This is a genomic window from Embleya sp. NPDC059237 (assembly GCF_042754105.1).
GTDB lineage: Bacteria > Actinomycetota > Actinomycetes > Streptomycetales > Streptomycetaceae > Embleya.
This window is the reverse complement of the sequence record NZ_JBHZAE010000022.1, coordinates 146,623-173,108: the sequence shown is the minus strand read 5'-3', so window position 1 is coordinate 173,108 and position 26,486 is coordinate 146,623. Positions and strand designations below refer to the sequence as shown.

The window sequence follows — 26,486 nt, the reverse complement described above, 5'->3', positions numbered from 1 at the left end:
CATGCTCGGTGCGCTGTACGCGGTCATCGCCATCGGCTATACCCTCGTCTATGGTGTGCTACAGCTCATCAACTTCGCACACAGCGAAGTCTTCATGGTGGGCGCCTATTCGGCCCTGCTCGCCTTGACCTGGATCGACCCGAGCACCAACCCGACGGCACTGGTGTCGGTCTTGTTGGTCGCGGCGGGGTTGGCCGTTTCCGGTACCGCCGGAGCGGCCACGGCCTTCGCTCTGGAAAAAGTCGCGTACAGACCGCTCAGACGCAGGAACGCGCCACGTTTGGCGTTCTTGATCAGCGCGATCGGGGCCTCCTACTTCCTGCAGAACCTGGCGGGGAAGTTGTTCGGTCGCGACTCGCGCGCACTGCCGACGCTGTTCGAGAACAAGAAGGTCTTCTCGGTCTTCGGCACCCAGGTGACCATCCTGCAGCTGCTCATCGTGTGCGCGGCCGTGCTGATGATGGTCGGCCTGGACTACCTGGTGAACCGCACCAAGCTGGGCTCGGGTATCCGGGCGGTGGCGCAGGACGCCGAGACGGCGGGCCTGATGGGCGTGGACATCGACAAGGTGATCTCGCGTACGTTCATCATCGGCGGCTTCATGGGTGGCATCGCCGGTTTCCTGTTCGGCCTGCACCTGCAGTTGTCGTTCACGATGGGCTTCCTGCCGGGCATCACCGCGTTCGCCGCGGCGGTCGTCGGCGGGGTCGGCAACATCCGCGGCGCGATGATGGGCGGCATGCTGCTCGGCATCGTGGAGAGCTTCTCCTCGCCGATCTTCGGTGAGTCGTGGCGGTACGTCAGCGCCTTCGCGGTGCTGGTCCTGGTGCTGATGTTCCGGCCGACCGGCATCCTGGGCGAGCGCTTGGGGAGGTCGGCGTGACCACGACCACGACACAGACGGATTTCGCGCCGACGGCGGCGACGCTGGCCAAGTTGCGGCGCAAGCGCTGGTACCAGCACCCGATGTACGGCCGACTGGTGGGCACCGTTGCGGCGGCCGTGCTGCTGGACGTGATGAGCGGCCCGCAGGGCAGCCGCGAGGACGTGTTCTTCTCGCTGGACAAGACCCTCGGCTCGATGCGCGTGGTCTGGTGGATCATCGGCGCGGTCGCGCTGTGGGCGGTGATGGAGTTCGGCAAGCCGCTCTATCAGCGTTTCCTGGGGCCGAAGGTGGGCCCGTTGGACCGCTTCACCACCCCCGTGACCGAGCCGGTCAAGGCGGTGGCGGCGCAGGCCAGGGCGAAGACGGCGGATTGGCGGCGGATCATCTGGGTCCGGCTCGGCTTCTCGGCGGTGGTGATCGGCCTGCTGATCCTGCTGCCGAACCTGCTGTCCACCTTCTGGAACCAGGTTCTGGTCAACGAGGTGGCGATCTACGTCCTGCTCGCGATCGGGCTGAACGTGGTGATCGGCTGGGCGGGTCTGCTCGACCTGGGCTTCATCGCGTTCTTCGCGATCGGCGCGTACAGCACGGCGTATTGGACCGGCGCGATGCCGGTGGATCCGCCGTTCAAGCTGAACGCGTTCCTGGTGATCCCGGTGGCGGTGGCCACGTGTCTGCTGGCCGGGCTGCTGCTCGGCGCGCCGACGCTGCGGTTGCGCGGTGACTATCTGGCGATCGTCACGCTCGGCTTCCACGAGATCATCTACCTGATCGCCAAGAACGCGGACGGGTTCACCAACGGTCCGCGCGGTGTCCAGGGCATCTCGAACTTCGGGATCCACATCGGTCCGATCGACTACGACTGGGAACTGGATCCGGTGCCCTACTGGTACCTGCTGATCGGGATCGCCACGATCTTGATCATCGCGTTCCTGCGGCTGGAGCACTCTCGGGTGGGTCGGGCCTGGACGGCGATTCGCGAGGACGAGGTGGCCGCGTCGGCGACGGGCGTGCCGACGGTGAAGTTCAAGCTGATGGCGTTCGCGATCGGCGCGTCGACGTCCGGTATCGCCGGGGTGGCGTACGCGAGCAAGGCGCGCTTCATCAGCCCGGAGAGCTTCCTGCTGTTGTTCTCGGTCCTGGTGGTCGCGTACGTGATCTTCGGCGGCATGGGTTCGCTGTGGGGCGTGATCATCGGTACCGCGTTCCTGGCCTGGCTGCCGCAGTACATGAAGGACTGGGTCGATCCGAACGACCGCTTCATGTACCTGGGCGCGCTGCTGATCATCATGATGATCTACCGCCCACAGGGTCTGATCCCCTCGGTGCGGCGCAAGCGTGAGTTGAGCATGGCCAAGGCGGGTCTCGGCGACGCGGACGCGATGTCGGAGCCGGCCGGCGGGAGGATGACGTGAGCATCACCACGACGAAGGCGGACGAGCGGCCTCGGGTGGATCCGGGCGACCAGGTGATGCGGGTGCGCGGTGTGACGCTGCGCTTCGGCGGCCTGGTGGGCCTGTCCGATGTGGCGTTGGATCTGCACCGGGGCGAGATCCTGGCGGTGATCGGGCCGAACGGCGCGGGCAAGACGTCGCTGTTCAACTCGCTCACCGGGATGTACGTCCCGCAGGAGGGCACGATCGTGCTGCGCGACCGGTCGGGCGGCGAGCATTCGCTGCTCGGTCGCAAGCCGCATCTGGTCAACCGGCTGGGGGTGGCCCGCACCTTCCAGAACATTCGCCTGTTCGGCGCGTTGACCGCGCTGGAGAACGTCAAGATCGCGGCGGAGACCCGGCAGAAGTCGGGCCCGGTGTCGATCATGCTGGGGTTGCCGAACGCGCGCCGCGAGGATCGCGAGAGCGACCGGCGGGCGCTGGAGTTGTTGCACTTCGTCGGTCTGGACGGGCTGCTCAACGAGTTGGCGGCGTCGTTGTCCTACGGTCAGCAGCGCAGCCTGGAGATCGCCCGGGCGCTGGCCACCGATCCGCAGGTGTTGCTCCTGGACGAGCCGGCGGCGGGCACCAACCCGACGGAGAAGCTCGACCTGGAGGTGTTGATCCGGCGGATCAACCGCGAACTGGGCATCAGTGTGCTGCTGATCGAGCACGACATGCGTTTGGTGATGTCGGTGGCGGACCGGGTCACGGTGCTCAACTTCGGCAAGGTGATCGCCTCCGGCTCGCCCGCCGAGGTGCAGCGCGATCCGGAGGTCGTGGCCGCGTATCTGGGCGCGGAGATGGCCGCCGAGATGACCGGTGCGACGCAGGCCGAGGTCGGCGGGGTGCCCGAGGACGGTTCGGTCCCCGCGCAGCGGGACGGGGAGGAGCAGCGATGAGCGCCGCCGACGCTGCGGGCGCGGACGCGGTCGGGTTGGCCAAGCCGGCCGCCGGCACCGCCGTACCGCCCCGGAAGAAGATGCTGGAGCTGGACGATCTGCACGTGTTCTACGGCGCCATCCAGGCGCTGAAGGGTGTGCACATCGAGGTGAACGAGGGCGAGATCGTGGCCCTGCTTGGTGCCAACGGGGCGGGCAAGACCACCACGTTGCGCACCATCTCGGGGTTGTTGACGCCGCGTGAGGGCGAGGTGCGCTGGCGCGGCGAGCGCATCGACGGGGTGCCGGCGCATCACGTGGTGGGGCTCGGCATCGGGCACTCTCCGGAGGGTCGTCGGGTGTTCCCGGCGATGACCGTCACGGAGAACCTGAACATGGGCGCCTACCGGTTCAAGTCGGTGCCCAAGGCCGAGTTGGACCGGGTGTTCGAGCTGTTCCCGCGCCTGGCGGAGCGCCGCGAGCAGTTGGCGGGCACGTTGTCGGGTGGCGAGCAGCAGATGCTGGCGATCGGGCGCGCGTTGATGGGGCAGCCCAAGCTGCTGCTCCTGGACGAGCCGTCGATGGGTCTGGCGCCGCTGATCGTGGCGCAGATCTTCGAGATCATCCGGGAGATCAACGAGCAGGGCACCACGGTGTTGCTGGTCGAGCAGAACGCGGCGCAGGCGTTGCGGCTGGCGCACCGGGGCTATGCCCTGGAGACCGGGTCGGTGGTGTTGTCCGGGCCGGCCGATCGGCTGTTGTCGGATCCGAAGGTGCGCGAGGCGTATCTGGGCGAGGGCGCGTAGCGCGAAGGTGTCCGCGCGGCGGAGGGGGTCGGCCCCTTCGCCGCGCGGTCCCGGCGCCGGTCGGCGTGGTCAGGGGCGCTTGATCATGCAGCTGAGCCGTGCGGTGCAGATGCGCCGGTCGTTCTCGTCGGTGATCACGATCTCGTAGGTGGCCAGGGTGCGGCCCAGGTGTACGGGGGTGGCCACGCCGGTGACGACGCCGGCGTCGGCGGAGCGGTGGTGGGTGGCGTTGATCTCGATGCCCAGGGCCATGGCGTCGCGGCCGGCGTGCAGCGCGGAGCCCACCGAGCCGAGGGTTTCGGCGAGGACGCACGACGCGCCGCCGTGCAGCAGCCCGTAGGGCTGGGTGTTGCCCTTGACCGGCATGGTGGCGACCACACGCTGGGCGGATGCCTCGACGAATTCGATCCCCATGCGCTCGGAGAGGGTGTCCCGGCTGCCGAGGTTCATCTGGGCCAGGATCTCTTCGAGGCTGGGCGGGGTGGTCTCGTCGGGCATGGTGCGCTCCTGTCGGATACATGGTTGTGTCGGCCTGACAGCCTAGGATCGCGGTCGTGGCAGCTACTCGGACCCCCCAGACCTCCGTTCCCGCCGGTTCCCGGCCGCGACTCCTGCTCCTCGACGGGCACTCGTTGGCGTACCGGGCCTTCTACGCGCTCAAGGAAGCGTCGATGAGTACCGCGACGGGTCAGCCGACCCAGGCGGTCTACGGGTTCACGTCGATGTTGGTGAACGTGTTGCGCGACGAGGCGCCGACCCATCTGGGTGTGGCGTTCGACGTGTCCCGGCAGTCGTTTCGCACCGAGGAGTTCCCCGACTACAAGGCGAACCGCTCGGAGACTCCGGAGGAGTTCAAGGGCCAGGTCGAGCTGATCGTCGAGGAGCTGACGGCGATGGGCGTGCCGACGATGCGCGTCGCCGGTTTCGAGGCCGACGACGTGATTGCCACGCTGGCCACCCGGGCCGCGGCCGAGGGTTTCGAGGTGCTGATCCTCACCGGCGACCGTGACGCGTTGCAGCTGGTCACGCCGGATGTGACGGTGCTGTATCCGATGATGGGCGTGAGCAAGCTGCACCGGTTCACGCCGGACGCGGTGGAGGAGAAGTACGGGCTGACCCCGGCGCAGTATCCGGACTTCGCGGCGCTGCGCGGCGACCCGAGTGACAACCTGCCGGGCATTCCGAAGGTGGGCGAGAAGACCGCGGCGAAGTGGATCCGCGAGTTCGGCTCGTTCGCCGAGCTGGTGGCGCGTGCCGACGAGGTCAAGGGTCAGGCCGGGCAGAATCTGCGCGACAACCTGGACAACGTGAAGTTGAACCGGCGGCTGACGGAGCTGGTGCGCGACGTCGAGCTGGACGTGACGCCGACGGATCTGGAGCGCAAGCCGTTCGACCGGGTGGCGGTCGAGGTGGTGCTCGACGCGCTGGAGTTTCGCAACGCGAGCTTCCGGGAGCGGTTGTGGGCGGTGGACCCCGGGGCGGTGGTCGCGGTGGCGGAGCCCGAGCCGGGCTTCGAGATGGACACCACGGTGGTCGCGCCGGGCGCGCTGGCCGAGTGGTTGGCCGAGCATGCGGCGGGCGCGGAGCGTACCGGTCTTGCGGTGGACGGCTCGTGGGGGCGCGGCACCGGTGAGGTCAGGGGGCTGGCGTTCGCCGCGGCGGACGGGTCGGCGGCGTTCGTGGATCCGCTGACGATGGACGCGGGCGACGACGCGGCGCTGGCGGCGTGGCTGGCGGATCCGCGGCGGACCAAGGCGGTGCACGACGCGAAGGGGCCGATCCTGGCGCTGGCCGCGCGCGGCTGGGCGCTGTGGGGGATCACCAGCGACACCGCGCTGGGCGCCTACCTGGTGTTGCCCGGGCAGCGCTCGTTCGCGCTGGAGGGCCTGGTGGAGCGGTTCCTGGGGCGCGAGTTGCGGGTGGATGCGGGTGGTTCGGGCGACGGGCAGTTGGCGCTGGACATGTCCGATGAGGCCGACGCGGAGCCGGGCGCGGCGCTGATGCTGGCCGCGCGGGCGGTGGTGGACCTGGCGGCGGCGCTGGATACCGAGCTGGCCGCCAAGGGCGGGTTGGAGCTGCTGCGCGACATGGAGTTGCCGCTGTTGCCGGTGCTCGCGCACATGGAGCAGATGGGCATCGCGGCCGACCTGCCCTATCTGGAGCGGCTGCAGGAGCAGTTCGCGGCGGCGGTCAAGCAGGCCACCGAGGAGGCGCACGCCGCGGTGGGGCACGAGTTCAACCTGGGCTCGCCCAAGCAGTTGCAGGAGATCCTGTTCACCGAACTGGGCCTGCCCAAGACGAAGAAGATCAAGACCGGGTTCACCACCGACGCCGATGCGCTGACCTGGCTGGCGACGCAGACCGACAACGAGTTGCCGGTGATCCTGCTGCGTCACCGCGACCAGACCCGGCTGCGTACCACGGTCGAGGGTCTGATCAAGACGGTCGCCGACGACGCGCGCATCCACACCACGTTCAATCAGACGGTGGCGGCGACGGGCCGGTTGTCCTCGCAGGACCCGAACCTGCAGAACATCCCGATCCGGACCGAGGAGGGCCGGCTGATCCGGCGCGCGTTCGTGGTCGGCGAGGGCTTCGAGGGGCTGCTCACCGCCGACTACAGCCAGATCGAACTGCGGATCATGGCCCACCTGTCGCAGGACACGGCGCTGATCGAGGCGTTCACCTCGGGTGAGGACCTGCACTCGACGATGGCCGCGCAGGTCTTCTCGGTGGCGCCGGAGGCGGTGGATCACGGGCTGCGCAGCAAGATCAAGGCGATGTCCTACGGATTGGCGTACGGGCTCTCCGCGTTCGGCCTGTCCCAGCAGTTGGACATCGAGCCGGCCGAGGCGCGCGGGCTGATGGAGACCTACTTCGAGCGGTTCGGCGGGGTGCGCGACTACCTGCACAAGGTGGTCGAGGAGGCCCGGCAGACCGGCTACACCGAGACCGTGTTCGGCCGCCGGCGCTATCTGCCGGATCTGACCAGCGACAATCGGCAGCGGCGCGAGATGGCCGAGCGCATGGCGTTGAACGCGCCGATCCAGGGTTCGGCGGCGGACATCGTCAAGGTCGCGATGCTCGCGGTGGATCGGGCCATGCGGGAGGAGAAGCTGGCCTCGCGGATACTGCTCCAGGTCCACGACGAACTGGTCCTGGAGGTGGCGCCCGGCGAGCGGGAGCAGTTGGAGGCGCTGGTGCGGCGGGAGATGGCCGGCGCCTATCCGCTGCGCGCGCCGCTGGACGTCTCGGTCGGTTTCGGGGCGAACTGGGAGGACGCCGGTCACTGATCCGGAACGAGTGCGTCGTGGGGGTGGAGAGCCGGCCGAAGCCGGCATAGGTTCGCACGGGCACCGGTGGTCACCGACGACCGGTGCACCGTCGAACTCGCGCACAGAGGGGGGAGCTTCGTGGAAGAGGCCGAATCGGGGCCCGATCCGCGGAAGCCGGGCGAATCGGAGGCGGACGCCGGCGAGGTGTCGGCGGAGCGGATATCCGCCGCCGCGCCCGCGGCCGAATCCGAGGGCACGCCCGGTCCCGAGAAGCCGCCGACGTCCGGCGCGCCCGAGGAGCCGGCCAAGCGCAGACGGATCCTGAATCCGTGGCTGGGCAGCGCGGCGGCGATCCTGGTCGTGTTGGCGTGCGGCGCGGCGGTGCAGTCCCCGTTCACCATGGTCACCGCGCACCGGGTGCCCACCTCCGATCTGCCGCGCCTGTCGGACGCGGCGCCGGTCGGCGGCGTCTCGGTCAACGGCGGCGGGCCGGCGCACTTCGAGTTGCCGCCGCCGGTGGTGCCGGCCGCGCTGCCGGGGGCCGCGACCACCGCCGCCACGCCGCCGGCGACCACGGCGGCCCCGGGCGCGACGTCCTCGGCCGGGCCGCGGGGCACCACCGCGACCGGGACCGGTGGGATACCCCAGACGGTGCTGCTCGCGTATCAGCAGGCGGCGTCGAACCTGGCCCGGATGGATCCCGGCTGCAAACTGCCGTGGACGCTGCTCGCGGGCATCGGCCGGGTGGAGTCGGAGCACGCGTACGGCGGCAACGTGACCGTGGACGGCACGTCGGTGACCCCGATCCTGGGTCCGCGCCTGGACGGCGGGCAGTTCGCCCGGATCACCGACACCGACGGCGGACGCTACGACTTCGACACCGAATTCGACCGCGCCGTGGGGCCGATGCAGTTCATCCCGTCCACCTGGAAGAGCTGGGCGATGGACGGCAACCGGGACGGCGTGGCCAACCCGCAGAACATCTTCGACGCGACGCTCACCGCGGGGCGCTACCTGTGCGCGGGCAACCGGGACCTGTCCACCGGGGCCGGGTTGAACGCGGCCATCCTCAGCTACAACCACTCCAACGAATACCTGCGCACGGTCACCTCGTGGATGACCTACTACGCGACGGGCGCGCGTTCGGTGCCCGACGCGCGGCAGCCGGTCAAGCCGACCACGAAGGCGCCGACCACCAAGCCCGCCGCCACCAAGTCGGCGGACCCGCCCGCGACGGGCGATCCGTCGAAGAGCGCGACGGCGAGCGCGTCGGGGTCGGTGACGCCGCCGATCTCGTCGAGCGCGTCGGGAGCACCGGAGCAGTCCGCCTCGGCGGCGGCATCGGCCGACGCCCCGACGGCGGGCGGTCGGTAGCCGGTCCGAACCCGAGCAGAATCCGATCCGCAAAAAACGGGAACCTGTTCTCGTTTCTTGCTACCGTGCCCCATCGCCGACCGTCGCGGCGTCGGCCGGGGCAGCAGGAAAGGTGGGACCGCCGAATGCGTTCCTTCGCAGCGGTCGTGGCCGGGGCGCTCCTCGCGGTCGGGGCCGCGTTCGTGCTGAACGCGTGCGCCGCCGCGGATCCCGGGCCCGTGCACAAGCCGCTTCAGGTCACGAGCCCGCCCGCGCGTCCCTGACCACGCCGGCGCGAATCCGTACCCGGTTCCATCGTCAAGGGGTCCACCTCGATGCGTCGTAAGTCCGGTCTGATCCTCCTGGTCGCGGCCGTGTTCTGCGTGGCCCTGGCGCCGCTGTTGCGCGAGTTCGTCCTCCCGAGGCTGGTGGCCAAGGCGCTCGCGGGCGAGGACGCCTACCGGGTGCTGGTCCTGGACGCGACGAACGCCACGCTCCTGGGCGCGCCCGAGGGCCCGGGCAAGGCCAAGGTCACCGCGATCCAGGCGATCCGGCCCAACGCCAAGGACAGCCACGGCTCGACCGTGGTGTGGGACCTGAACCTGGCCGTGCTGGACGGCACCGGCAAGGTGGTCACCCAACTGCCCGAGCGCTACGCGTTCGACGCGGCCGGCCAGATCCCGAAGAACTGCTGCGGCGAATCCGTCGACGGCGCCCCGGCCGCGCACACCGGCCTCGCCTACAAGTGGCCGTTCTTCACCGGCAAGCGCGACTACAACTACTACGACTCGCAGGCGCACAGCGCGAACGTGATCTCGTACAAGGGCACCGCCGAGCGCGACGGGCTGCGGACGTACCGCTTCGAGCAGGTCGTGCCGTGGATGAAGATCCCGATGCCCAGGCAACTCCCGGGCGGCCTGGACCCGGTCGCGGTGGAGAAGGAGGGCATGCAGCTCTGGTACACCGCGACCCGGAAGATGTGGGTCGAGCCGGTCACGGGCATCCCGGTGTACGTCGAGGAGACCCGCACCGAGGAGCTGCGCACGTCGCCGCCGGCGGACGACCCCAACGCCAAGCCGGTGGTCACCAAGGTCTTCGACGGCACCTTCAAGCTGCGCCCGGAGTGGTCGGCCGCGCTCGTCGCGGACGCGAAGGACTGGAGCGGGACGCTGCGGCTGCTGCACGATACGGCGCCGTTGGGGTTGATCGTGGTGGGTGTGTTGTTCTTTGTGACGGCCGTCGTGTTGCAGTTCGTGGCGGACCGGAAGGCGGCACGGCCGCGGCTGCGGCCTTCGGTCGAGGAGGAGCGGGCGGTGCGCACGTTGGCCGAGGTGCCGTAGCGCGCTTTGCGCGCGAGGTTGGTGTGCGAGAGCGCGCTTCGCGCGACTTTGGTGTGCGAAAGCGCGCTTCGCGCGACTTTGGTGTGCCCGCCCGCTCCGCCCGTTGCGTTTGGTGTGGATGCTGCGGGTTCAGGGCTTCGGGGGAGGCCGGCTCGGCTCCTTGGCCGCCCGTCGGTTGTAGTGCTTGTTGCGTTTTGTGTGTGGGCTGCGGGTTTGGGGGCTTTGGGGGTGGCCGGCTCGGCTTCTCGGTCGTGCTTCGGGTGTGGGTGCTCAGTCCTTGGTGCAGACGAAGATTGCCGTGCCTGGGAGCAGGCGGCCGCGTAGGGGGCTCCAGCCGCCCCAGGTGGACTCCAGGTCTTCGGGCCATTCCGGTTCGACGATGTCCAGGAGGTGGAAGCCGGCGCCGACCACCTCGCGTACCCGCTCGCCGAGCGTGCGGTGTTGTTCGACGTAGGTGGCCCGGCCGGTGTGGTCCTGCTCGACGTAGGGGGTCGTGTCGAAGTACGAGGCGACCGCGGTCAGCCCCTCCGGCCCCGGCTCGTCCGGGAACGCCCAGCGGATCGGGTGGGTGATCGAGAACACCCACCGCCCGCCCGGTCGCAGCACCCGGAACACCTCGCGCATGATCCCCGCCCCGTCCGGGCTGAACGGCAACGCGCCGTATGCGGAGAACGCCAGGTCGAAGCTTGCGTCGGCGAACGGCAGCCGGCCTGCGTCGGCCTGCACCACCGGCACCCGGGTGCCGTGCTCGGCGTCCAGCCGACGCGAGTGCTGGAGCTGGCGCAGCGACAGGTCGAGCGCGATCGGGAACGCGCCGCGCGCCAGCAGTCGCCGCGAGCACTGCGCCGCGCCCGCGCCCACTTCGAGCACGGTGCGCCCCTCGACCGGACCGAGCAGCTTGACCCGGTCCTCGTCCAGCCCCTCCGGGCACCACGTGAAGCGCGCGTCGCCGAGGAAGTCGCCGTGCTCGACCTGGTACTCGTCGGCGTTCGCGTCCCACCACCGGCGGCCCGCGCGCACACTCTCGACGAGGCCGACCCTGCGGCGTACCGCGTCGTCGTCGACGCCTTCCGCGTCCTCGGGGTCGACGTAGCGCGCGACCAGTGACGCGTGGGGGTCGTGGGACGTGGGCCGGTTCACTTGGCTCCCAGGTTGCGGTGAAGCCGCGGTATCGCTGCGGGCGGGCACGGACGCGCGTAGGGTACTCCCTTCGGGACGTCCGGGTTGATCGCATGCATCCGGTGCGCGTTGACCGCACCCGGTCGGCCCCGTATGCTGCAAGTTGCGCCGCGGGCCTGCGTGAACTCAGACGGAGCAGGTCGCGCTCACCTTTGTCGATCCCACGCCATCCTCTTGCATGGACTGCGGTCGTCGGGGGCGAAACCGGGTCCACAAGCGTGTTTGAAAACGACTTCTGTCCGTACCCGGAGCCCTTACCCACATGACGAGCAGCACCGAGGCCACGCCCAGCACCACCCCGCAGGTGGCGGTCAACGACATCGGCTCCGAGGAAGACTTCCTCGCAGCGATCGATGAGACGATCAAGTACTTCAACGACGGCGACATCGTGGATGGCGTGATCGTCAAGGTCGACCGGGACGAGGTCCTGCTCGACATCGGTTACAAGACCGAAGGCGTCATCCCGTCCCGCGAGCTTTCCATCAAGCACGACGTGGACCCCCACGAGGTCGTCACTGTCGGTGACCACATCGAGGCCTTGGTTCTCCAGAAGGAGGACAAGGAAGGCCGCCTGATCCTCTCGAAGAAGCGGGCGCAGTACGAGCGCGCCTGGGGCACGATCGAGAAGATCAAGGAAGAGGACGGCATCGTCACCGGTACCGTCATCGAGGTCGTCAAGGGTGGTCTCATCCTGGACATCGGCCTCCGCGGCTTCCTCCCGGCCTCGCTGGTCGAGATGCGTCGTGTGCGGGACCTCCAGCCGTACGTGGGCAAGGAGCTCGAAGCCAAGATCATCGAGCTGGACAAGAACCGCAACAACGTGGTCCTGTCCCGCCGTGCCTGGCTCGAGCAGACCCAGTCCGAGGTGCGCCAGACGTTCCTCACGACCCTGCAGAAGGGTCAGGTCCGCACGGGCGTCGTCTCCTCGATCGTCAACTTCGGTGCGTTCGTGGACCTCGGCGGCGTCGACGGCCTGGTGCACGTCTCCGAGCTGTCCTGGAAGCACATCGACCACCCGTCCGAGGTTGTCGAGGTCGGCCAGGAAGTCACCGTCGAGGTCCTCGACGTCGACATGGACCGCGAGCGGGTCTCCCTGTCGCTGAAGGCGACCCAGGAAGACCCGTGGCAGCAGTTCGCCCGGACCCACCAGATCGGCCAGGTCGTTCCCGGCAAGGTCACCAAGCTCGTTCCGTTCGGTGCGTTCGTCCGCGTGGACGAGGGCATCGAGGGCTTGGTGCACATCTCCGAGCTGGCCGAGCGCCACGTGGAGATCCCGGAGCAGGTCGTCCAGGTCGGCGACGAGATCTTCGTCAAGGTCATCGACATCGACCTCGAGCGTCGCCGCATCAGCCTCTCGCTGAAGCAGGCCAACGAGGCGTTCGGCGCGGACCCGGCCACGGCCGAGTTCGACCCGACCCTGTACGGCATGGCCGCGACCTACGACGACGCGGGCAACTACATCTACCCGGACGGCTTCGACCCCGAGACCAACGACTGGCTCGAGGGCTTCGACAAGCAGCGCGAGGAGTGGGAGAAGCAGTACGCCGACGCCCAGGCGCGCTTCGAGTCGCACCAGCAGCAGGTCGTCAAGGCCCGCGAGGCCGAGGCGGAGGCCGTGGCCGGCGAGGCCGCGGGCGCGTACTCCTCGGGTGGTGACGACGAGGTCGAGGCCGACACCACCGGCGGCGCCCTCGCGTCCGACGAGGCGCTGGCCGCGCTGCGCGAGAAGCTGGCCGGCGGCCAGAGCTGAACTCGGGCACACGACGCCTGAGGTGAACCTCGGGTAGCCGGATGTATCGCGAGGCCCCATCTCCCTTCGGGGAGGTGGGGCCTTTCGATGTTCCGGGGCGTCGGCGTTTTCCGGTGCGGGGGCGCTAGGGTCGGGATCGGTCACACGGCAGCCGGGGGAGGGTGCGGCGTGTACGTCTCGTCCACACGTGCGGATGCGCCGCTCGCGCGGCCCGGGTCGGGGCGCGGTGCGGTGGTCACCGGCAATGTGATCGCCCTGGGCATGGTCAGTCTGGTCACCGACATCTCCTCCGAGATGGTCACCGCGGTGATGCCGGTCTACCTGGTCACGGGCCTGGGTCTGACGATGCTTCAGTTCGGCTTCCTGGACGGCCTGTACTCCGGTGTCACGGTCTTCCTGCGGTTGATCGGCGGCCACCTCGCGGATCGGTTCGCCGCCCGCAAGCCGGTCGCGGTGGTCGGCTACGGGATGTCCGCCGTGGCCAAGCTCGGCCTGCCGCTGGTGGGCGCCTCGGTGCCGGGGATCGGCGCGGTGCTCGCCGCCGACCGGGCGGGCAAGGGGCTGCGGACGGCGCCGCGCGACGCGCTGATCTCGCTGTCGAGCACGCCCGAGGCGCAGGGGCGCGCGTTCGGCGTGCATCGTGCGCTCGACACGGTCGGGGCGTTCACCGGGCCGCTGGTGGCGTTCACCATCCTGGCGGCGGTGGGCACCGCATACGACGCGGTGTTCGTGGTGAGCTTTTGCGTCGGCCTGGTGGCGGTGGCGATGCTCGTGCTGTTCGTGCGCGACCACCGCGATCCCACGGAGCACCGGCCCGGATGGCGTGACGGGGCGCGGCTGTTGCGGGATCGGCCCTATCGCCGGTTGTGCGTGGTCGCGGCGGTGCTGGGCCTGGTCACGGTCAGCGACGCGTTCGTGTATCTGTTGCTCCAGCACCGGCTGGAGATCCGCCCGCACTGGTTCCCGCTGTTGCCGCTGGGCACCGCCGGGGTCTACCTGGTACTGGCGCTGCCGCTGGGGCGGCTGGCCGACCGGATCGGGCGGCGCCGGGTGTTCCTGGCCGGGCACGGGGCGCTGCTCGCGGCGTATCTGTTCCTGGGCGGCCCGCTCGGCGGGGTACCGCTGTTGCTGATCGTGCTCGCCCTGCACGGGGTGTTCTACGCGGCCACCGACGGCGTGTTGTCGGCCGCGGTGGGGGCGCGGTTGCCGGCGGCGGGTCGGGCGGGCGGGATGGCGGTGGTGCAGACCGGGCAGGCGGTGGGCCGGTTCGCCTCCTCGATGGTCTTCGGCGCGTTGTGGACCGCGTGGGGGCCGGCGACGGCGATCCGGGTGCTCGCGGTTGCCCTCGCGGTGGCCCTGTTCGGCTCCACCCTCGCCCTGGCGGGTCGCCGGGTGCGGGCGACGCGACCCACGGAGGTCCACGATGTCCGCTGACCTCGACGCCGATGCCGACGCGCCGGTGAAGCCGGTGGTCACCCGGCGGCGCGTACTGGTGTTCGCGCTGGTTCTGGTGCTGCTCGCGGGCATCGCGGTCGGCTACACGGTGTACGCGGTGCGGCGCGAGGACGACCGGCTCTACGGCGGCGACGGCACCGCGCCGGGCGGGCCGCCGCTGAGCCTGGTCGGCGCGCCGCGGTTGTTGTTCCGCAGCACCGAGTCGGGCCCGGGGTACGGCCGGCTGGCCACCGTCGCGGCTGCCGATCCGGGCGGGCCGCGCACGGTGGGCGAGCGCTCCTGCGACCGGGTCTACGCGGCCGGCGGCACCGCGGTGTGCCTGGCCACCGAGGGCGGCCTGACCAGGACCCCCGTCGCGCTGGTCCTGGACGCGGACCTGCGCCAGGTGCGCCGGGTCGAGTTGGCCGGCACGCCCAACCGGGCCCGGGTCTCGGCGTCGGGGCGGATGGCCTCGTGGACCGTGTTCGTCTACGGCGACTCGTACGCGTCCATGACCTTCTCCACCCGGACCTCGATCCTGGACACCCGCACGGGCGAGCTGACCGCGAACCTGGAGGACTTCACCACCACCCGCGACGGCAAGGAACTCAAGTCGCCGGACCGCAACTTCTGGGGTGTCACCTTCACCGCCGACGACAACACCTTCTACGCCACCCTGTCGACCAACACCACCGGCCGCACGTACCTGGTCCGCGGGGACCTCGCGGCGCGCACCATGACGGTGTTGCGGGAGAACGTCGAGTGCCCGTCGTTGTCCCCCGACGGGACCCGGTTGGTGTTCAAGAAGAAGATCTCGCAGAGCACCCGCAACCCATGGCGGCTGCATGTGCTCGACCTCGCCACGATGCGCGAGACGCCGCTCGCGGAGACCCACAGCGTGGACGACCAGGCGATCTGGATCGACGACCACACGGTGGGGTACGCACTGCCCACCGGCTCCGGTGCGGCCGGCGACGTGTGGTCGGTGCCGGCCGACGGCGGCGGCGCGCCGACCCGGCTCGTGATCGGCGGATTCTCCCCGGCGCCGCTGCGCTGACCGCGCGCAAGGACGCGCTTGTGCATCGGCCCGGCCTCGCGCAGGCTGCGGGTCTGCCACAGTTCCGTCACGAAATGCCGGTCGCGGCCCGGGCGGTGTCAGCCGTTCGGCAGCGTGTGACCTGGAACGAAGCCGCAGGACGGGTGCCCGATCGGTGGCGGCCCCTTCGGGGCGATACCGGGCCGACTCGGCGAAGAGCGCCTGCGAGGTTCGCGTACCCTGACTCATTGGTGCCATGCGCCGGGCTCATATGGAAGTGGCCCGTGTGGCGGTCGGGACGACCGCCGAAGCACGTAGGCCCCCGGACTTCGGGGCAGGGCGCCCACTCGACGTGCAGTAGGAATTGGGGATTTCGATGGCCTTTGGTGGAGCGTTCGCCACCGGGCAGGTAGTCAAGAACGTCGGCGCGTCCGACGTCGCCCTGTATCGCGGGGTGCGCGGGCGCACCGGGCACCCGGTCGTCCAGCGCACGAGCAAGGCACTGTCCTTCGCCGGGGAGCACGCGGGTGTCTGGCTCGCCGCGGGTCTGGTCGGCGCCGCGGTGGACCGCGACCGTCGGCCCGAATGGCTGCGCGCCACCGCGACCGTCGCCGGGGCGCACGTGGCCAGCATGGTGATCAAGCGGGTCGTGCGCCGCCCCCGACCGGCGATAGCGGGTCTGGAGCCGACCGTGCGCACCGCCGGCCGACACAGCTTCCCCTCCTCGCACTCCGTCTCCTCCGCTGCCGCGGCCGTGGCGTTCCACGGTCTGCTGCCCACGGCCGTCACCGGCACGGCAGCCGCCGCGACGTGTTTCTCGCGGCTCGTCGTGGGCGTCCACTATCCGTCCGACGTGGCCGCCGGCGCGACCATGGGTCTCGCCGCGGGTGGCCTGGGTCGAGCCTGGGTCCGCCGCGCAGAGCGTCCGAAGGGGTTCTGAAGTCTTGAGTACATCCGAAGTCGAAGCGTCGCTCGAGCCGGACGAGGCCCTGGTCGTACCGGGCCCGGCCGCCGGGGCGGCGACCGCCGTGGCCCCGACCCCGGTCGAGGCGCCCGCGCCGCCGCGTGGCGGACTGGCCGGCGGCCTGCTGAAGCTGGCCCGGCCCAAACAGTGGGTCAAGAACGTGCTCGTGTTCGCCGCGCCGCTGGCGGCCGGGCGACTGGACGAGGGCTACGTCCTGGGCCACAGCGCGATCATGTTCGTGCTGTTCTGCCTCGCCGCCTCGGCGATCTACTACATCAACGACGCGTTCGACGTCGAGGCCGACCGCGAGCACCCCACCAAGCGCAACCGCCCGATCGCCTCCGGCGTGGTGCCGGTCAAGCTCGCCTGGACGCTCGGCCCGATCCTGGGCATCGCCGCCGTGGTGCTCGGGGTGCTGCTGTGCAACCCGGGGACCGCGCTGGTCCTGGGACTGTACGTGGTGCTCAACGTCGCGTACTGCTTCTCCTTCAAGCACGTGGTCGTGCTCGACCTGGCCATGGTCGCCTCCGGCTTCCTGTTCCGGGCGATGGCCGGCGGCACCGCGTCCGAACTGCCGCTGTCGCGCTGGTTCCTGCTCACCGCGGGCTTCGGGTCGTTGTTCATGGTCGCGGGCAAGCGCTACTCGGAGATGGTGTTGATGGGCGAGGAGGCGGCCAAGACGCGCGCCTCGCTGGCCAACTACTCGATCACCTACCTGCGCTTCGTGTGGCAGATGGCCGTGTCGGTGACGCTGCTCACCTACTCGCTGTGGGCGTTCCAGATCCCCGAGGGCGATTCCACTCTGGCCTGGCACCAGTTGTCCCTGGTCCCGTTCGGCTTCGCCTTCCTGCGCTACGCCGTGTACGTGGACGCCGGAACCGCGGGGTCCCCCGAGGACGTTCTCCTCAAGGACAAGGTCCTCGTCGGCCTTGGCTTCGCCTGGCTTCTCACCTTTGTTCTGGGAGTGTTCCATGTCTGACGGCCCGTCGGCCGACGTACGACCAACCGCTCGGCGGGTCCGGCTGAACGGGTGGGGACGCACCGCCCCCACCTTCGCCGACGTCGTGCGACCCACCACCCGCGAGCAGGTCGCGACCGCCCTGGGGCAGCGCACCTCGCGCGGGGTGATCGCCCGCGGCCTGGGCCGCTCGTACGGCGACCCCGCGCAAAACGGCGGCGGCACCGTCCTGGACATGACCGGCTTGGACCGGATCCTCGCAGTGGACCTGGAACGTGGTCTGGTCACCTGCGAGGCCGGGGTCAGCCTGGACCGGTTGATCGAACTGTTCGTCCCGTTCGGCTTCTTCGTCCCCGTCACGCCCGGCACCCGGCAGGTGACCGTGGGCGGCGCGATCGGCGCCGACGTGCACGGCAAGAACCACCACGCCGACGGCAGCTTCTGCAACCACGTGTTGTCCATGGACCTGCTCCTGGCCGACGGCACCGAGCGCACCGTCACCCCGGACAACGACCCGGAGCTGTTCTGGGCCACCGCCGGCGGCATGGGCCTGACGGGCCTGGTGTTGTCCGCGACCATCCGCATGACGCCCATCGAGACCTCGCTCGCGTCGGTGGACACCGACCGCACGCGCAACCTCGACGAGGCGATGGCGCTGATGGCCGAGACGGACGAGAAGTACACGTACACCGTCGCCTGGCTCGACTGCCTGGCCAAGGGCCCGAACCTGGGCCGCTGCGTGCTCACCTGCGGCGAGTTCGCGGCGCTGGACGACCTGCCCGCCAAGCAGCGCCGGGACCCGCTGCGCTTTCGGACCGGCTCGCTGCTGACCGTGCCGGACCTGGTGCCGGGTCGGCTGCCGAACAAGCTCACCATGGGGCTGTTCAACGAGCTGTGGTACCGCAAGGCGCCCAAGCACAAGGTCGGCCAACTCCAGTCGATCACCGCGTTCTTCCACCCGCTGGACCTGGTCCAGGAGTGGAACCGGGTCTACGGGCGGACCGGCTTCCTCCAGTACCAGTTCGTGGTGCCGTTCGGCCGCGAGGACGGGCTGGTCAAGGCGGTCGAGACGATCAGCCGGCACGGCGCGCCCTCCTCGCTCACCGTGCTCAAGCGCTTCGGTCCGGGTAACGCGGGCTTCCTGTCCTTCCCCAAGCCGGGCTGGACGCTGACCCTCGACTTCCCGACCAACACCCCCGGCCTGGCCCGGCTGCTGCGCGAGCTCGACGAGATCGTGCTGACCAACGAGGGCCGCTTCTACCTCGCCAAGGACTCGCGGATGGACCCGGCCGACCTGGCCCGGATGTACCCGCGGCTGGAGCAGTTCCGCGAGGTGCGCGCCAAGGTCGACCCGGACGGGGTCTTCGTCTCCGACCAGGCGCGCCGGCTCGGGATCTGACCGGCCGGCCACGCAGCACTCCCTCCTCCGTCTCGTGAACCACGCTTTTGTGAAGGACGCACCGTGAAAGACGCCTTGGGCGCACCGCAGTCCCTGCTCGTTCTCGGCGGTACCTCCGAGATCGCGCTGACCACGGCCCGCGCGATGGTCGCCGAGCGTGTGCGGCGGGTCGTGCTCGCCGGACGCCCCTCCGCCGGGCTCGAGGCCGCCGCCGACGACCTGCGCGGTCGCGGCGCCACGGTCGAGGTGGTCGCGTTCGACGCGGCCGAGCCCGACGACCACGAGAAGACCATCGACGAGGTCTTCGCGGCGGGCGACATCGACGTCGTGCTGCTCGCGTTCGGGGTGCTCGGCGACCAGGACGCGGACGCGAAGGACCCGGCCGCCGCCGCGCGCGTCGCGCAGGTGAACTACGTGGGCGGCGTCTCGGCCGGGCTCGCGGCGGCGAACGCGCTGTCCCGGCAGGGGCACGGGGCGCTCGCGGTGATCTCGTCGGTGGCCGGCGAGCGGGCCCGCAAGTCGAACTTCATCTACGGCTCGACCAAGGCCGGCCTGGATGCGTTCGCGCAGGGCCTGGGCGACAAGCTGCACGGTACGGGCGTGCACGTGATGGTGGTCCGGCCCGGGTTCGTCCGGACCAAGATGACCGAGGGCCTGCCGGACGTGCCGCTGGCCACCACGCCGGAGGTGGTCGCCGAGGCGATCGTCAAGGGCCTGCGGCGCAAGTCGTCGGTGGTGTGGGTGCCCGGTCAGTTCCGCTTCGTGATGTCGGCGCTGCGGCACGTGCCGCGGCCGATCTTCCGCAAGCTCAACATCTGACCTCACGCCGCGCGAAGGCCCGTCCCGGTGGTCCGGGGCGGGCTTTCGCGTGTCCGGGGCCGGGGCCTTCGGGGCGGGCGCCGCCCGGCCGCTACGGTGGCCCGGTCGTGGTTGACCCGGGTACGGACGAGGGGCGCGGGCATGGGCAGCAGGGGAAACGTCGGCCTGACCGGTGGGATCGGGGCGGGCAAGAGCGAGGTGGCGCGGCTGCTCGCGGAGCTGGGCGCAGTGGTGATCGACTCGGACCGGATCGCGCGCGAGGTGGTGGCGCCCGGGACGCCCGGCCTGGCGGCGGTGGTCGCCGAATTCGGCGAGTCTGTGCTGCTGCCCGACGGCTCGCTCGATCGACCGGGGCTGGGCCGGATCGTCTTCGGCGCGCCGGAGCGGCTGGCCGCGCTGAACGCGATCGTGCATCCGCTGGTCGGGGCGCGCGCGGCGGAGCTGACGGCGGCGGCCGGGGAGGACGCGGTGCTGGTCAACGACGTGCCGCTGCTCGTGGAGAACGACCTGGCCGGGCTGTACGACCTGGTGGTGGTCGTGGACGCGGCCCCCGAGACGCAGCTGGACCGGCTGGTGCGGCTGCGGGGCATGCCGGAGGCCGACGCGCGGGCCCGGATGGCCGCGCAGGCGTCGCGGGAGCAGCGGCTGGCGGTCGCGGACGTGGTGATCGACAACGACGGGCCGCTGGAGGCGCTGGAGCCGCAGGTGCGCTCATTGTGGTCGCGGTTGACGGGCGCCTGAGGCTTGGTCGTGGGTGGGGCGCGGGTCGGTGGGGTTTACCCGCCCGTTCCGCCCGTTGCGTTTGCTGTGGAGGCTGCGGTTTCTGCGGTGAGCAGGTGGCCCGATCCGGCCCGTGGGCGGCCCGTCGTGGCCTTGGGGGTGGGTTTCCGGGGGTACGGAAGGCTGCCGAGGGTTGGGCTTGCGGCGTTTGTCGGCGTGGGGTCGTAACGTGTATGGCGTGCGACCCATCACCGATCTCGAACGCAAAGTGGCGCCTTTCGAGGTCGTCAGTCCCTTTCAACCGTCCGGCGACCAGCCGCAGGCGATCGATCTGCTCGAGGAGCGGATCAAGGCCGGCGACCGCAACGTGGTGCTGCTCGGCGCCACCGGCACGGGGAAGTCGGCGACGACCGCGTGGATGATCGAGCGACTGCAGCGACCGACGCTCGTCATGGCGCCCAACAAGACCCTCGCCGCGCAGCTCGCCAACGAATTCCGCGAGCTGCTGCCCAACAACGCCGTCGAATACTTCGTCTCGTACTACGACTACTACCAGCCCGAGGCGTACGTCCCGACCACCGACACCTACATCGAGAAGGACTCCTCGATCAACGAGGAGGTCGAGCGGCTGCGGCACTCGACCACCAACTCGCTGCTGACCCGCCGTGACGTGGTCGTGGTCGCCTCGGTGTCCTGTATCTACGGCCTGGGCACCCCGCAGGAATACGTGGACCGCATGGTCCGGCTGCGGGTCGGCGAGGAGATCGAGCGGGACGAGCTGCTGCGCCGCTTCGTGGGCAACCAGTACACCCGCAACGACGTCGCGTTCACGCGCGGCACCTTCCGGGTGCGTGGCGACACGATCGAGATCTTCCCGGTCTACGAAGAGCTGGCCGTGCGGATCGAGATGTTCGGCGACGAGATCGAGTCGCTGATGACGCTGCACCCGCTCACCGGCGAGGTGGTCAGCGAGGACGACGAGCTGTACGTCTTCCCCGCCACCCACTACGTGGCCGGCCCCGAGCGCATGGAGCGCGCGGTCGTCGGGATCGAGCGCGAGCTGGAGGAGTCGCTGGCGCTGCTGGAGAAGCAGGGCAAGGTGCTGGAGGCGCAACGACTGCGCATGCGCACCACCTACGACATCGAGATGCTCCGCCAGATCGGCACCTGCTCCGGCGTGGAGAACTACTCGCGGCACATGGACGGCCGCGAGGCCGGCAGCGCGCCGAACACGCTCCTCGACTACTTCCCCGAGGACTTCGTCCTGGTGCTGGACGAGTCGCACGTGACCGTGCCGCAGATCGGCGCGATGTACGAGGGCGACGCGTCGCGCAAGCGCACGCTGGTCGAGCACGGCTTCCGGCTGCCGTCCGCGATGGACAACCGCCCGCTGAAGTGGGAGGAGTTCCTGGAGCGGGTCGGCCAGACGGTGTACCTGTCGGCGACGCCCGGCAAGTACGAGCTGGCCAAGGCCGACAAGGTGGTCGAGCAGATCATCCGGCCGACCGGACTGGTCGACCCCGAGGTCGTGGTCAAGCCGACCGAGGGCCAGATCGACGACCTGCTGCACGAGATCAGGATCCGGGCCGAGAAGGACGAGCGGGTGCTGGTCACCACGCTCACGAAGAAGATGTCCGAGGACCTGACCGACTACTTCCTGGAGCAGGGTGTGCGGGTGCGCTACCTGCACAGCGACATCGACACGCTGCGCCGGGTGGAGCTGCTGCGCGAGTTGCGGCTGGGCGAGTTCGACGTGCTGGTCGGCATCAACCTGCTCCGCGAGGGCCTGGACCTGCCCGAGGTCTCGCTCGTGTCCATCCTGGACGCGGACAAGGAGGGCTTCCTGCGCTCGGGCACCTCGCTGATCCAGACCATCGGCCGCGCCGCGCGCAACGTGTCCGGCCAGGTGCACATGTACGCGGACCGGATCACCCCGTCGATGGAGAAGGCGATCGACGAGACGAATCGCCGGCGCGAGAAGCAGGTCGCGTACAACGCCGAGCGCGGCATCGACCCGCAACCGCTGCGCAAGAAGATCGTGGACATCCTCGACTCGATCTCGCGCGAGGACGCGGACACCGCCGACCTGCTGTCCGGCGGGGGCCGGGGCCGGCAGAAGGCACCGGTGCCGGCGCTCGGCCGCAAGGGCGGGGCGAGCGACATGCCCGCGACCGACCTGGCCGACATGATCCGGGTGATGACGGACCAGATGCACGCCGCCGCCTCCGAACTGCAATTCGAGCTGGCCGCGCGGTTGCGCGACGAGGTCGGGGAGCTGAAGAAGGAGCTGCGCGGGATGAAGGCCGCGGGCATCGCGTAGCAGGATGACGGGACGGCTCGCCGGATCCGAGGGAACGGCCTGCCGAGCCCGTACGTCATGACCGGTAGGTTCGTGACCCTGAATGTGTCCGAGGGGGCTCGCCGGGACACCGGCGACCCCCGAGGACTACTCTGCGGCCAGTACGGGCCCGCCTGCCTCGTTCCGGGGCGGGGCCCACGAGCCGCGTGACCGAAAATCTGTGAGGGGAGACGTCGCCAGTGGCCGTCAACATGTCCAAGGGCCAGAGGATTTCACTCGACAAGCCGGGTGGTGGCGAGCTGACCATGGTCCGGATGGGCCTGGGCTGGGACGCCATCAAGCGCCGCGGCCTGTTCGGCAGCCGGGAGAAGGAGGTCGACCTCGACGCGTCGTGCGTGCTCTTCGCGGAGAACCAGCCGGTCGACGTCTGCTACTTCGGCCAGCTCACCAGCAAGGACGGGTCCGTGCGCCACACCGGCGACAACCTGACCGGGCACGGTGACGGTGACGACGAGTCGATTCTGGTGGACCTGGGTCGCGTGCCGGTGCACGTGGACCAGATCATCTTCACGGTCAGCTCCTTCCAGGGGCAGACCTTCCAGGAGATCGAGAACGCGTTCTGCCGGATCGTGGACGAGACCACGAACACCGAGCTGGCTCGCTACACGCTCTCCGGCGGTGGCAACTACACCGGCCAGATCATGGCCAAGCTGTATCGGCACGGCACCGGCTGGAAGATGGCCGCGATCGGCGAGCCCGCCCACGGGCAGACCCTGCGCGACCTCCTGCCGGCTCTGATGGCGCACCTGTAGGACGCACAACCACACATGGCGAGCGGGCCGGGACGGGCGGACGACGCCTCCCGGCCCGCTCGCGCGGGGTCCGTCCCGGCGGGGCGGGGAGGGGACGAACGCACGTGAGCACCGAACTGGTACGGGGTCAGAATCTGGCACTGCCCGACACCCGGGTGGAGGTCGAGGTCGCCGCGCAGTGTCCGGTCGAGCTGGTGGTGGCCCTGGTGGGGGCCGACGATCGGGTCCGCGGCGACGACGACGTGGTCCAGCGCGGCGGTGGCGACACCGCCGGGGTGACGATCCGTCAGGCCGGTGCGACCTTCGAGTTGGACAAACTGCCCGCCGAGGTCGAGCGGGTGCTGGTCGGCGCCTCGCTCGAGGGCGGCGGCGTGGACCGCTTCGGCGTGGTCGCGGCGCCCGTGGTCACCGTGCGCGCGGGGGGCGAGGACCTGGCCTCCTTCCGGGTCACCGACCTCGGCAACGAGCGGGCACTGCACACCGTCGAGCTGTACCGGCGCCAGGGGGCGTGGAAGGTGCGCGCCGTCGGGCAGGGCTACGACGCGGGCCTGGAGGCGCTGCTCAAGGACGTCGGGGTACAGAACCGGGCCCGGGTGGTGGACCGCGCGCGGACCGCCCTCGGCGGGCCGGCCGCCGCGCCGTTCAGCGCCGCGAACGCGCCCACGGAGCCGCGCGAGCCGGGCACCGTGCCGCGCGTGGACGCGAACGGCGGCATGGCCTGGGCCGCGCCGCCGCCGGATGTCGAGCAGGAAGCGAACCGGCGCGCCGCGCGGCGCGAGGTGGAGAAGCTGTACGAGCAGGTCTGGGGCGTCTTCGAGGACGCGGCGCGGTCGGCGGCGGCCTATCGCTCGGCGATCGAGTACGCGGACGGCCGGCTGGACAAGGAGCTGGAGGGGGTCCTGAACGACCCCGCCGCGCGCTTTTCGCCCGCCGGGCTGGCCGCGCAGGACACCGCGCGGGATCGGCATCGGGCGCTGGCCGAGCAGGCCAAGGCGGTACTGGATCGCGACACCGCGCAACTGGTCGGCGAGGTCGAGCAGTTGGAGCCGAACCTGCCGCCGGTGATGGCGCGTTGGGACAGCACGTCGTGGGCCGGGTGGCAGGCGCCGGAGGACGGGGCGCCGGCGATTCGGCTGGGCGACCTGTATCTGCCGGAGCGGCCCGAGTTGCGGGTGCCGATGGTGTTGCGGCTGCCGATGGACCGCGGGTTGTGGGTGGACACCGGCGCCACCGGTCTGGAGGGCGAGCGGGGCGACGGCGCGGAGCGGGCGAACGAGCTGGCGGTGTCGTTGACCGCGCGGATGTTCGCGGCCTTCCCGGTGGGCGAGTTCAAGGTGCACGTGATCGACCCGGCGGGCAAGGGCACGGCGGCTGCGCCGTTGCAGCCGCTGGCGGCCTCGCGGCTGCTGGTGGGGCCGGTGGCCACGGACGCGGCCGACATCTCGGCGCTGCTGGGTCGGATCATCGACCGCATCGAGCTGGTGCGGATGGCGGTGGCCAACGACGCGGTGGACTCGCTGCCGGACGGGCTTGATCTGGCGCGGCAGTTGTTGCTGGTGCACGATTTCCCGTTCGGGTTCGACGATCGCAGTGCGGCTCAGTTGCGACACATCGTCGAGGAGGGGCCGCGGGTCGGGGTGCACGTGATCGTGGTCGGGTCGCGGGTGGACGCCGAGTCGTTCGGGCCGCTGCTGGAGCCGTTGTGGCGGTCGTTGTTGCGGCTGACGGCGATTCCGGAGGATCACATCATGGATCCGTGGATCGGCCTGCCGTGGGTGTACACCCCGGACCTGCCCTCCGGCGGCGCGGAGGCCACACGCCAACTCCTGTCCTGGGTGGCGGGCGCGCGCTAGGCCGGGGGCGGCCGGGTGGGGGGCCTCCGGGCCGCGGGCCGCGCGGTGTCCTCAAGCGCCGGACGGGCTGGGTGTTTCGGGTGCGTCGGCGCCGGGGGCTGGGGTTGGGTGGTGGCCTCCGGCCGGGTGTCTTCGGGCGCCGGACGGGCTGATTGTTCGGTGTCCCGAGTGTCGGGGCTGCGGTTTGCTGGTCGCCTTCTTGCGGGTTGTCCTCAAGCGCCGGACGGGCTGGGTGTTTCGGGCGTCCCGAGTGCCGGGGGCTGGGGTTGGGTGGTGGCCTCCGGCCGGGTGTCTTCGGGCGCCGGACGGGCTGATTGTTCGGTGTCCCGAGTGTCGGGGCTGCGGTTTGCTGGTCGCCTTCTTGCGGGTTGTCCTCAAGCGCCGGACGGGCTGGGTGTTTCGGGCGTCCCGAGTGCCGGGGGCTGCGGATGGGTGGTGGCCTCCGGTCGGGTGTCTTCAAGCGCGTCGGGCGGGCTGATTGTGTTCGGTGCTCCAAGTGCCAAGGCTGCGGTGGTTGTTGGGCTCCGGCCGGGTGTGCTCAAGTGCCGGGCGGCGCGCTGATTGTTCGGAGCCTCGAGTGTTGGGGGCTGTGGCCCGCTGTCCACAAGTGGCGGATGGGCTGATTGAGGGTGCTCGGCCGAACGTCATTACCCGACCTCAGCCGCCGGCGCTCGGCGTTCTCGAACCAGCTGCCCCGTCCGGCGTTTGGGGACACCGGGCCGGCGGTCATCACCATGCCGCAGCCTCCGGGACTCGGGGTACCCGAACCGAAGTCCCCAGCCTTTCCGGCGTTTGAGGACACCCGGCCGGAGGCCACCAGCAAACCGCAGCCCCGGCGCTCGGGGTACCGAAAACAGTCAGCCCGTCCGGCGTTGAGGACGACCCCCGGGTGAGTCACCGTCCAGCCGCAGCTTCCGGCGGTCGGCGCATCCGAAATCCATCCAGCCGGTCCGGCGTTCGAGGACGACCCCGGGCAGGCCGGGTGCCCAAAGCATCCAGCCCGTCCGGCGGTTGAGGACGATCGCGGGTGAGCCATGACCAAGCCGCGGCCTCCGGCGCTTTGGGGTGGACGATCCCACCCGGCCGGTCCGGCGTTCGGGGACGCCCCGGGTGGGTCGCCGTCCGGCTGCGGGATTCGGTGGTTGGGGCATCCGGCAACCGGCCGGCGCGTTCGGGGGTTGAGCGCCCGGCAGCAGGCCAACGTCGCGCCGCAGCTTTCGGCGGTCGAGATGCCCGAATTGCCAAATCCGTCCGGCGTTTGAGGACGATCCCGCGTGGGTCGCCGTCCG

General features: G+C 70.4%; 21 protein-coding genes. 19 read left to right on the top strand and 2 right to left on the bottom strand.

Annotation, left to right across the window (positions count from 1 at the left end):
* Position 1: 1 nt before the first annotated feature.
* The 4 genes from ACFXKZ_RS44725 to ACFXKZ_RS44710 all read left to right on the top strand — a co-directional run bounded on the left by ACFXKZ_RS44725 (position 2) and on the right by ACFXKZ_RS44710 (position 4,006).
* Positions 2 to 883, top strand: coding sequence for a branched-chain amino acid ABC transporter permease (locus tag ACFXKZ_RS44725; RefSeq protein WP_126641401.1), 882 nt, complete (start codon positions 2 to 4; stop codon positions 881 to 883).
* Positions 880 to 2,301, top strand: coding sequence for a branched-chain amino acid ABC transporter permease (locus ACFXKZ_RS44720; RefSeq protein WP_380011385.1), 1,422 nt, complete (start codon positions 880 to 882; stop codon positions 2,299 to 2,301). The genes ACFXKZ_RS44725 and ACFXKZ_RS44720 overlap by 4 nt, the downstream gene beginning before the upstream one ends.
* On the top strand, positions 2,298 to 3,221 hold the full coding sequence (locus ACFXKZ_RS44715) for an ABC transporter ATP-binding protein (protein ID WP_380011382.1): 924 nt from the start codon (positions 2,298 to 2,300) through the stop codon (positions 3,219 to 3,221). The genes ACFXKZ_RS44720 and ACFXKZ_RS44715 overlap by 4 nt, the downstream gene beginning before the upstream one ends.
* Positions 3,222 to 3,301: 80 nt before the next feature.
* The gene (locus tag ACFXKZ_RS44710; protein WP_170222322.1) at positions 3,302 to 4,006 is read left to right on the top strand and encodes an ABC transporter ATP-binding protein; all 705 of its coding nucleotides are present in this window, start codon (positions 3,302 to 3,304) and stop codon (positions 4,004 to 4,006) included.
* 69 nt (positions 4,007 to 4,075) lie between these two features.
* Here the strand turns inward: ACFXKZ_RS44710 and ACFXKZ_RS44705 are convergent, their stop codons facing one another.
* Positions 4,076 to 4,504, bottom strand: a complete 429-nt coding sequence (locus ACFXKZ_RS44705) for a hotdog fold thioesterase (protein ID WP_380011379.1) — start codon at positions 4,502 to 4,504, stop codon at positions 4,076 to 4,078.
* A gap of 47 nt (positions 4,505 to 4,551) precedes the next feature.
* Between ACFXKZ_RS44705 and polA the strand changes: the two genes are divergently transcribed.
* The 4 genes from polA (at position 4,552) to ACFXKZ_RS44685 (ending at position 9,974) form a co-directional block, all read left to right on the top strand.
* Positions 4,552 to 7,299 (top strand): DNA polymerase I, encoded by a 2,748-nt coding sequence (polA, locus tag ACFXKZ_RS44700; RefSeq protein ID WP_380011466.1) that lies wholly within the window; start codon positions 4,552 to 4,554, stop codon positions 7,297 to 7,299.
* A gap of 120 nt (positions 7,300 to 7,419) precedes the next feature.
* Complete coding sequence (locus ACFXKZ_RS44695) at positions 7,420 to 8,655, top strand: lytic transglycosylase domain-containing protein (RefSeq protein WP_380011376.1); 1,236 nt, start codon at positions 7,420 to 7,422, stop codon at positions 8,653 to 8,655.
* Positions 8,656 to 8,780: 125 nt separating this feature from the next.
* A complete protein-coding gene (locus ACFXKZ_RS44690; protein WP_160161682.1) occupies positions 8,781 to 8,918 on the top strand; it encodes a hypothetical protein in 138 nt (45 codons plus the stop codon).
* Positions 8,919 to 8,969: 51 nt separating this feature from the next.
* On the top strand, positions 8,970 to 9,974 hold the full coding sequence (locus ACFXKZ_RS44685) for a DUF3068 domain-containing protein (RefSeq protein ID WP_380011372.1): 1,005 nt from the start codon (positions 8,970 to 8,972) through the stop codon (positions 9,972 to 9,974).
* A 270-nt stretch (positions 9,975 to 10,244) separates the two neighbouring features.
* On the opposite strand, the gene ACFXKZ_RS44680 is transcribed toward ACFXKZ_RS44685, so the two are convergent.
* Positions 10,245 to 11,114, bottom strand: a complete 870-nt coding sequence (locus ACFXKZ_RS44680; RefSeq protein WP_380011369.1) for a class I SAM-dependent methyltransferase — start codon at positions 11,112 to 11,114, stop codon at positions 10,245 to 10,247.
* Positions 11,115 to 11,415: 301 nt separating this feature from the next.
* On the opposite strand from ACFXKZ_RS44680, the gene rpsA reads away from it, so the two are divergent.
* The 11 genes from rpsA to ACFXKZ_RS44625 all read left to right on the top strand — a co-directional run bounded on the left by rpsA (position 11,416) and on the right by ACFXKZ_RS44625 (position 25,197).
* Entirely contained in the window at positions 11,416 to 12,903 is a 1,488-nt protein-coding gene (rpsA, locus tag ACFXKZ_RS44675; RefSeq protein WP_078977653.1) for a 30S ribosomal protein S1, read from the top strand.
* Positions 12,904 to 13,071: 168 nt separating this feature from the next.
* On the top strand, positions 13,072 to 14,337 hold the full coding sequence (locus tag ACFXKZ_RS44670) for an MFS transporter (protein ID WP_380011366.1): 1,266 nt from the start codon (positions 13,072 to 13,074) through the stop codon (positions 14,335 to 14,337).
* The gene (locus tag ACFXKZ_RS44665; RefSeq protein WP_380011363.1) at positions 14,327 to 15,394 is read left to right on the top strand and encodes a hypothetical protein; all 1,068 of its coding nucleotides are present in this window, start codon (positions 14,327 to 14,329) and stop codon (positions 15,392 to 15,394) included. Before ACFXKZ_RS44670 ends, ACFXKZ_RS44665 begins: the two co-directional genes overlap by 11 nt.
* 355 nt (positions 15,395 to 15,749) lie before the next feature.
* Entirely contained in the window at positions 15,750 to 16,313 is a 564-nt protein-coding gene (locus ACFXKZ_RS44660; RefSeq protein WP_380011360.1) for a phosphatase PAP2 family protein, read from the top strand.
* Positions 16,314 to 16,317: 4 nt separating this feature from the next.
* The gene (locus ACFXKZ_RS44655; RefSeq protein ID WP_380011357.1) at positions 16,318 to 17,316 is read left to right on the top strand and encodes a decaprenyl-phosphate phosphoribosyltransferase; all 999 of its coding nucleotides are present in this window, start codon (positions 16,318 to 16,320) and stop codon (positions 17,314 to 17,316) included.
* Positions 17,309 to 18,694: an FAD-binding protein gene (locus ACFXKZ_RS44650; protein WP_380011354.1), complete on the top strand. Its 1,386-nt coding sequence runs from the start codon at positions 17,309 to 17,311 to the stop codon at positions 18,692 to 18,694. The genes ACFXKZ_RS44655 and ACFXKZ_RS44650 overlap by 8 nt, the downstream gene beginning before the upstream one ends.
* 63 nt (positions 18,695 to 18,757) lie before the next feature.
* Positions 18,758 to 19,513: a decaprenylphospho-beta-D-erythro-pentofuranosid-2-ulose 2-reductase gene (locus tag ACFXKZ_RS44645; RefSeq protein ID WP_380011351.1), complete on the top strand. Its 756-nt coding sequence runs from the start codon at positions 18,758 to 18,760 to the stop codon at positions 19,511 to 19,513.
* Positions 19,514 to 19,654: 141 nt separating this feature from the next.
* Positions 19,655 to 20,254, top strand: coding sequence for a dephospho-CoA kinase (gene coaE, locus ACFXKZ_RS44640; RefSeq protein ID WP_380011348.1), 600 nt, complete (start codon positions 19,655 to 19,657; stop codon positions 20,252 to 20,254).
* A 217-nt stretch (positions 20,255 to 20,471) separates the two neighbouring features.
* The gene (gene uvrB / locus ACFXKZ_RS44635) at positions 20,472 to 22,553 is read left to right on the top strand and encodes an excinuclease ABC subunit UvrB (protein ID WP_380011345.1); all 2,082 of its coding nucleotides are present in this window, start codon (positions 20,472 to 20,474) and stop codon (positions 22,551 to 22,553) included.
* A gap of 218 nt (positions 22,554 to 22,771) precedes the next feature.
* Complete coding sequence (locus ACFXKZ_RS44630) at positions 22,772 to 23,344, top strand: TerD family protein (protein ID WP_078977660.1); 573 nt, start codon at positions 22,772 to 22,774, stop codon at positions 23,342 to 23,344.
* Positions 23,345 to 23,448: 104 nt separating this feature from the next.
* Entirely contained in the window at positions 23,449 to 25,197 is a 1,749-nt protein-coding gene (locus ACFXKZ_RS44625) for a TerD family protein (protein ID WP_380011342.1), read from the top strand.
* The last annotated feature ends 1,289 nt before the right edge of the window (positions 25,198 to 26,486 follow it).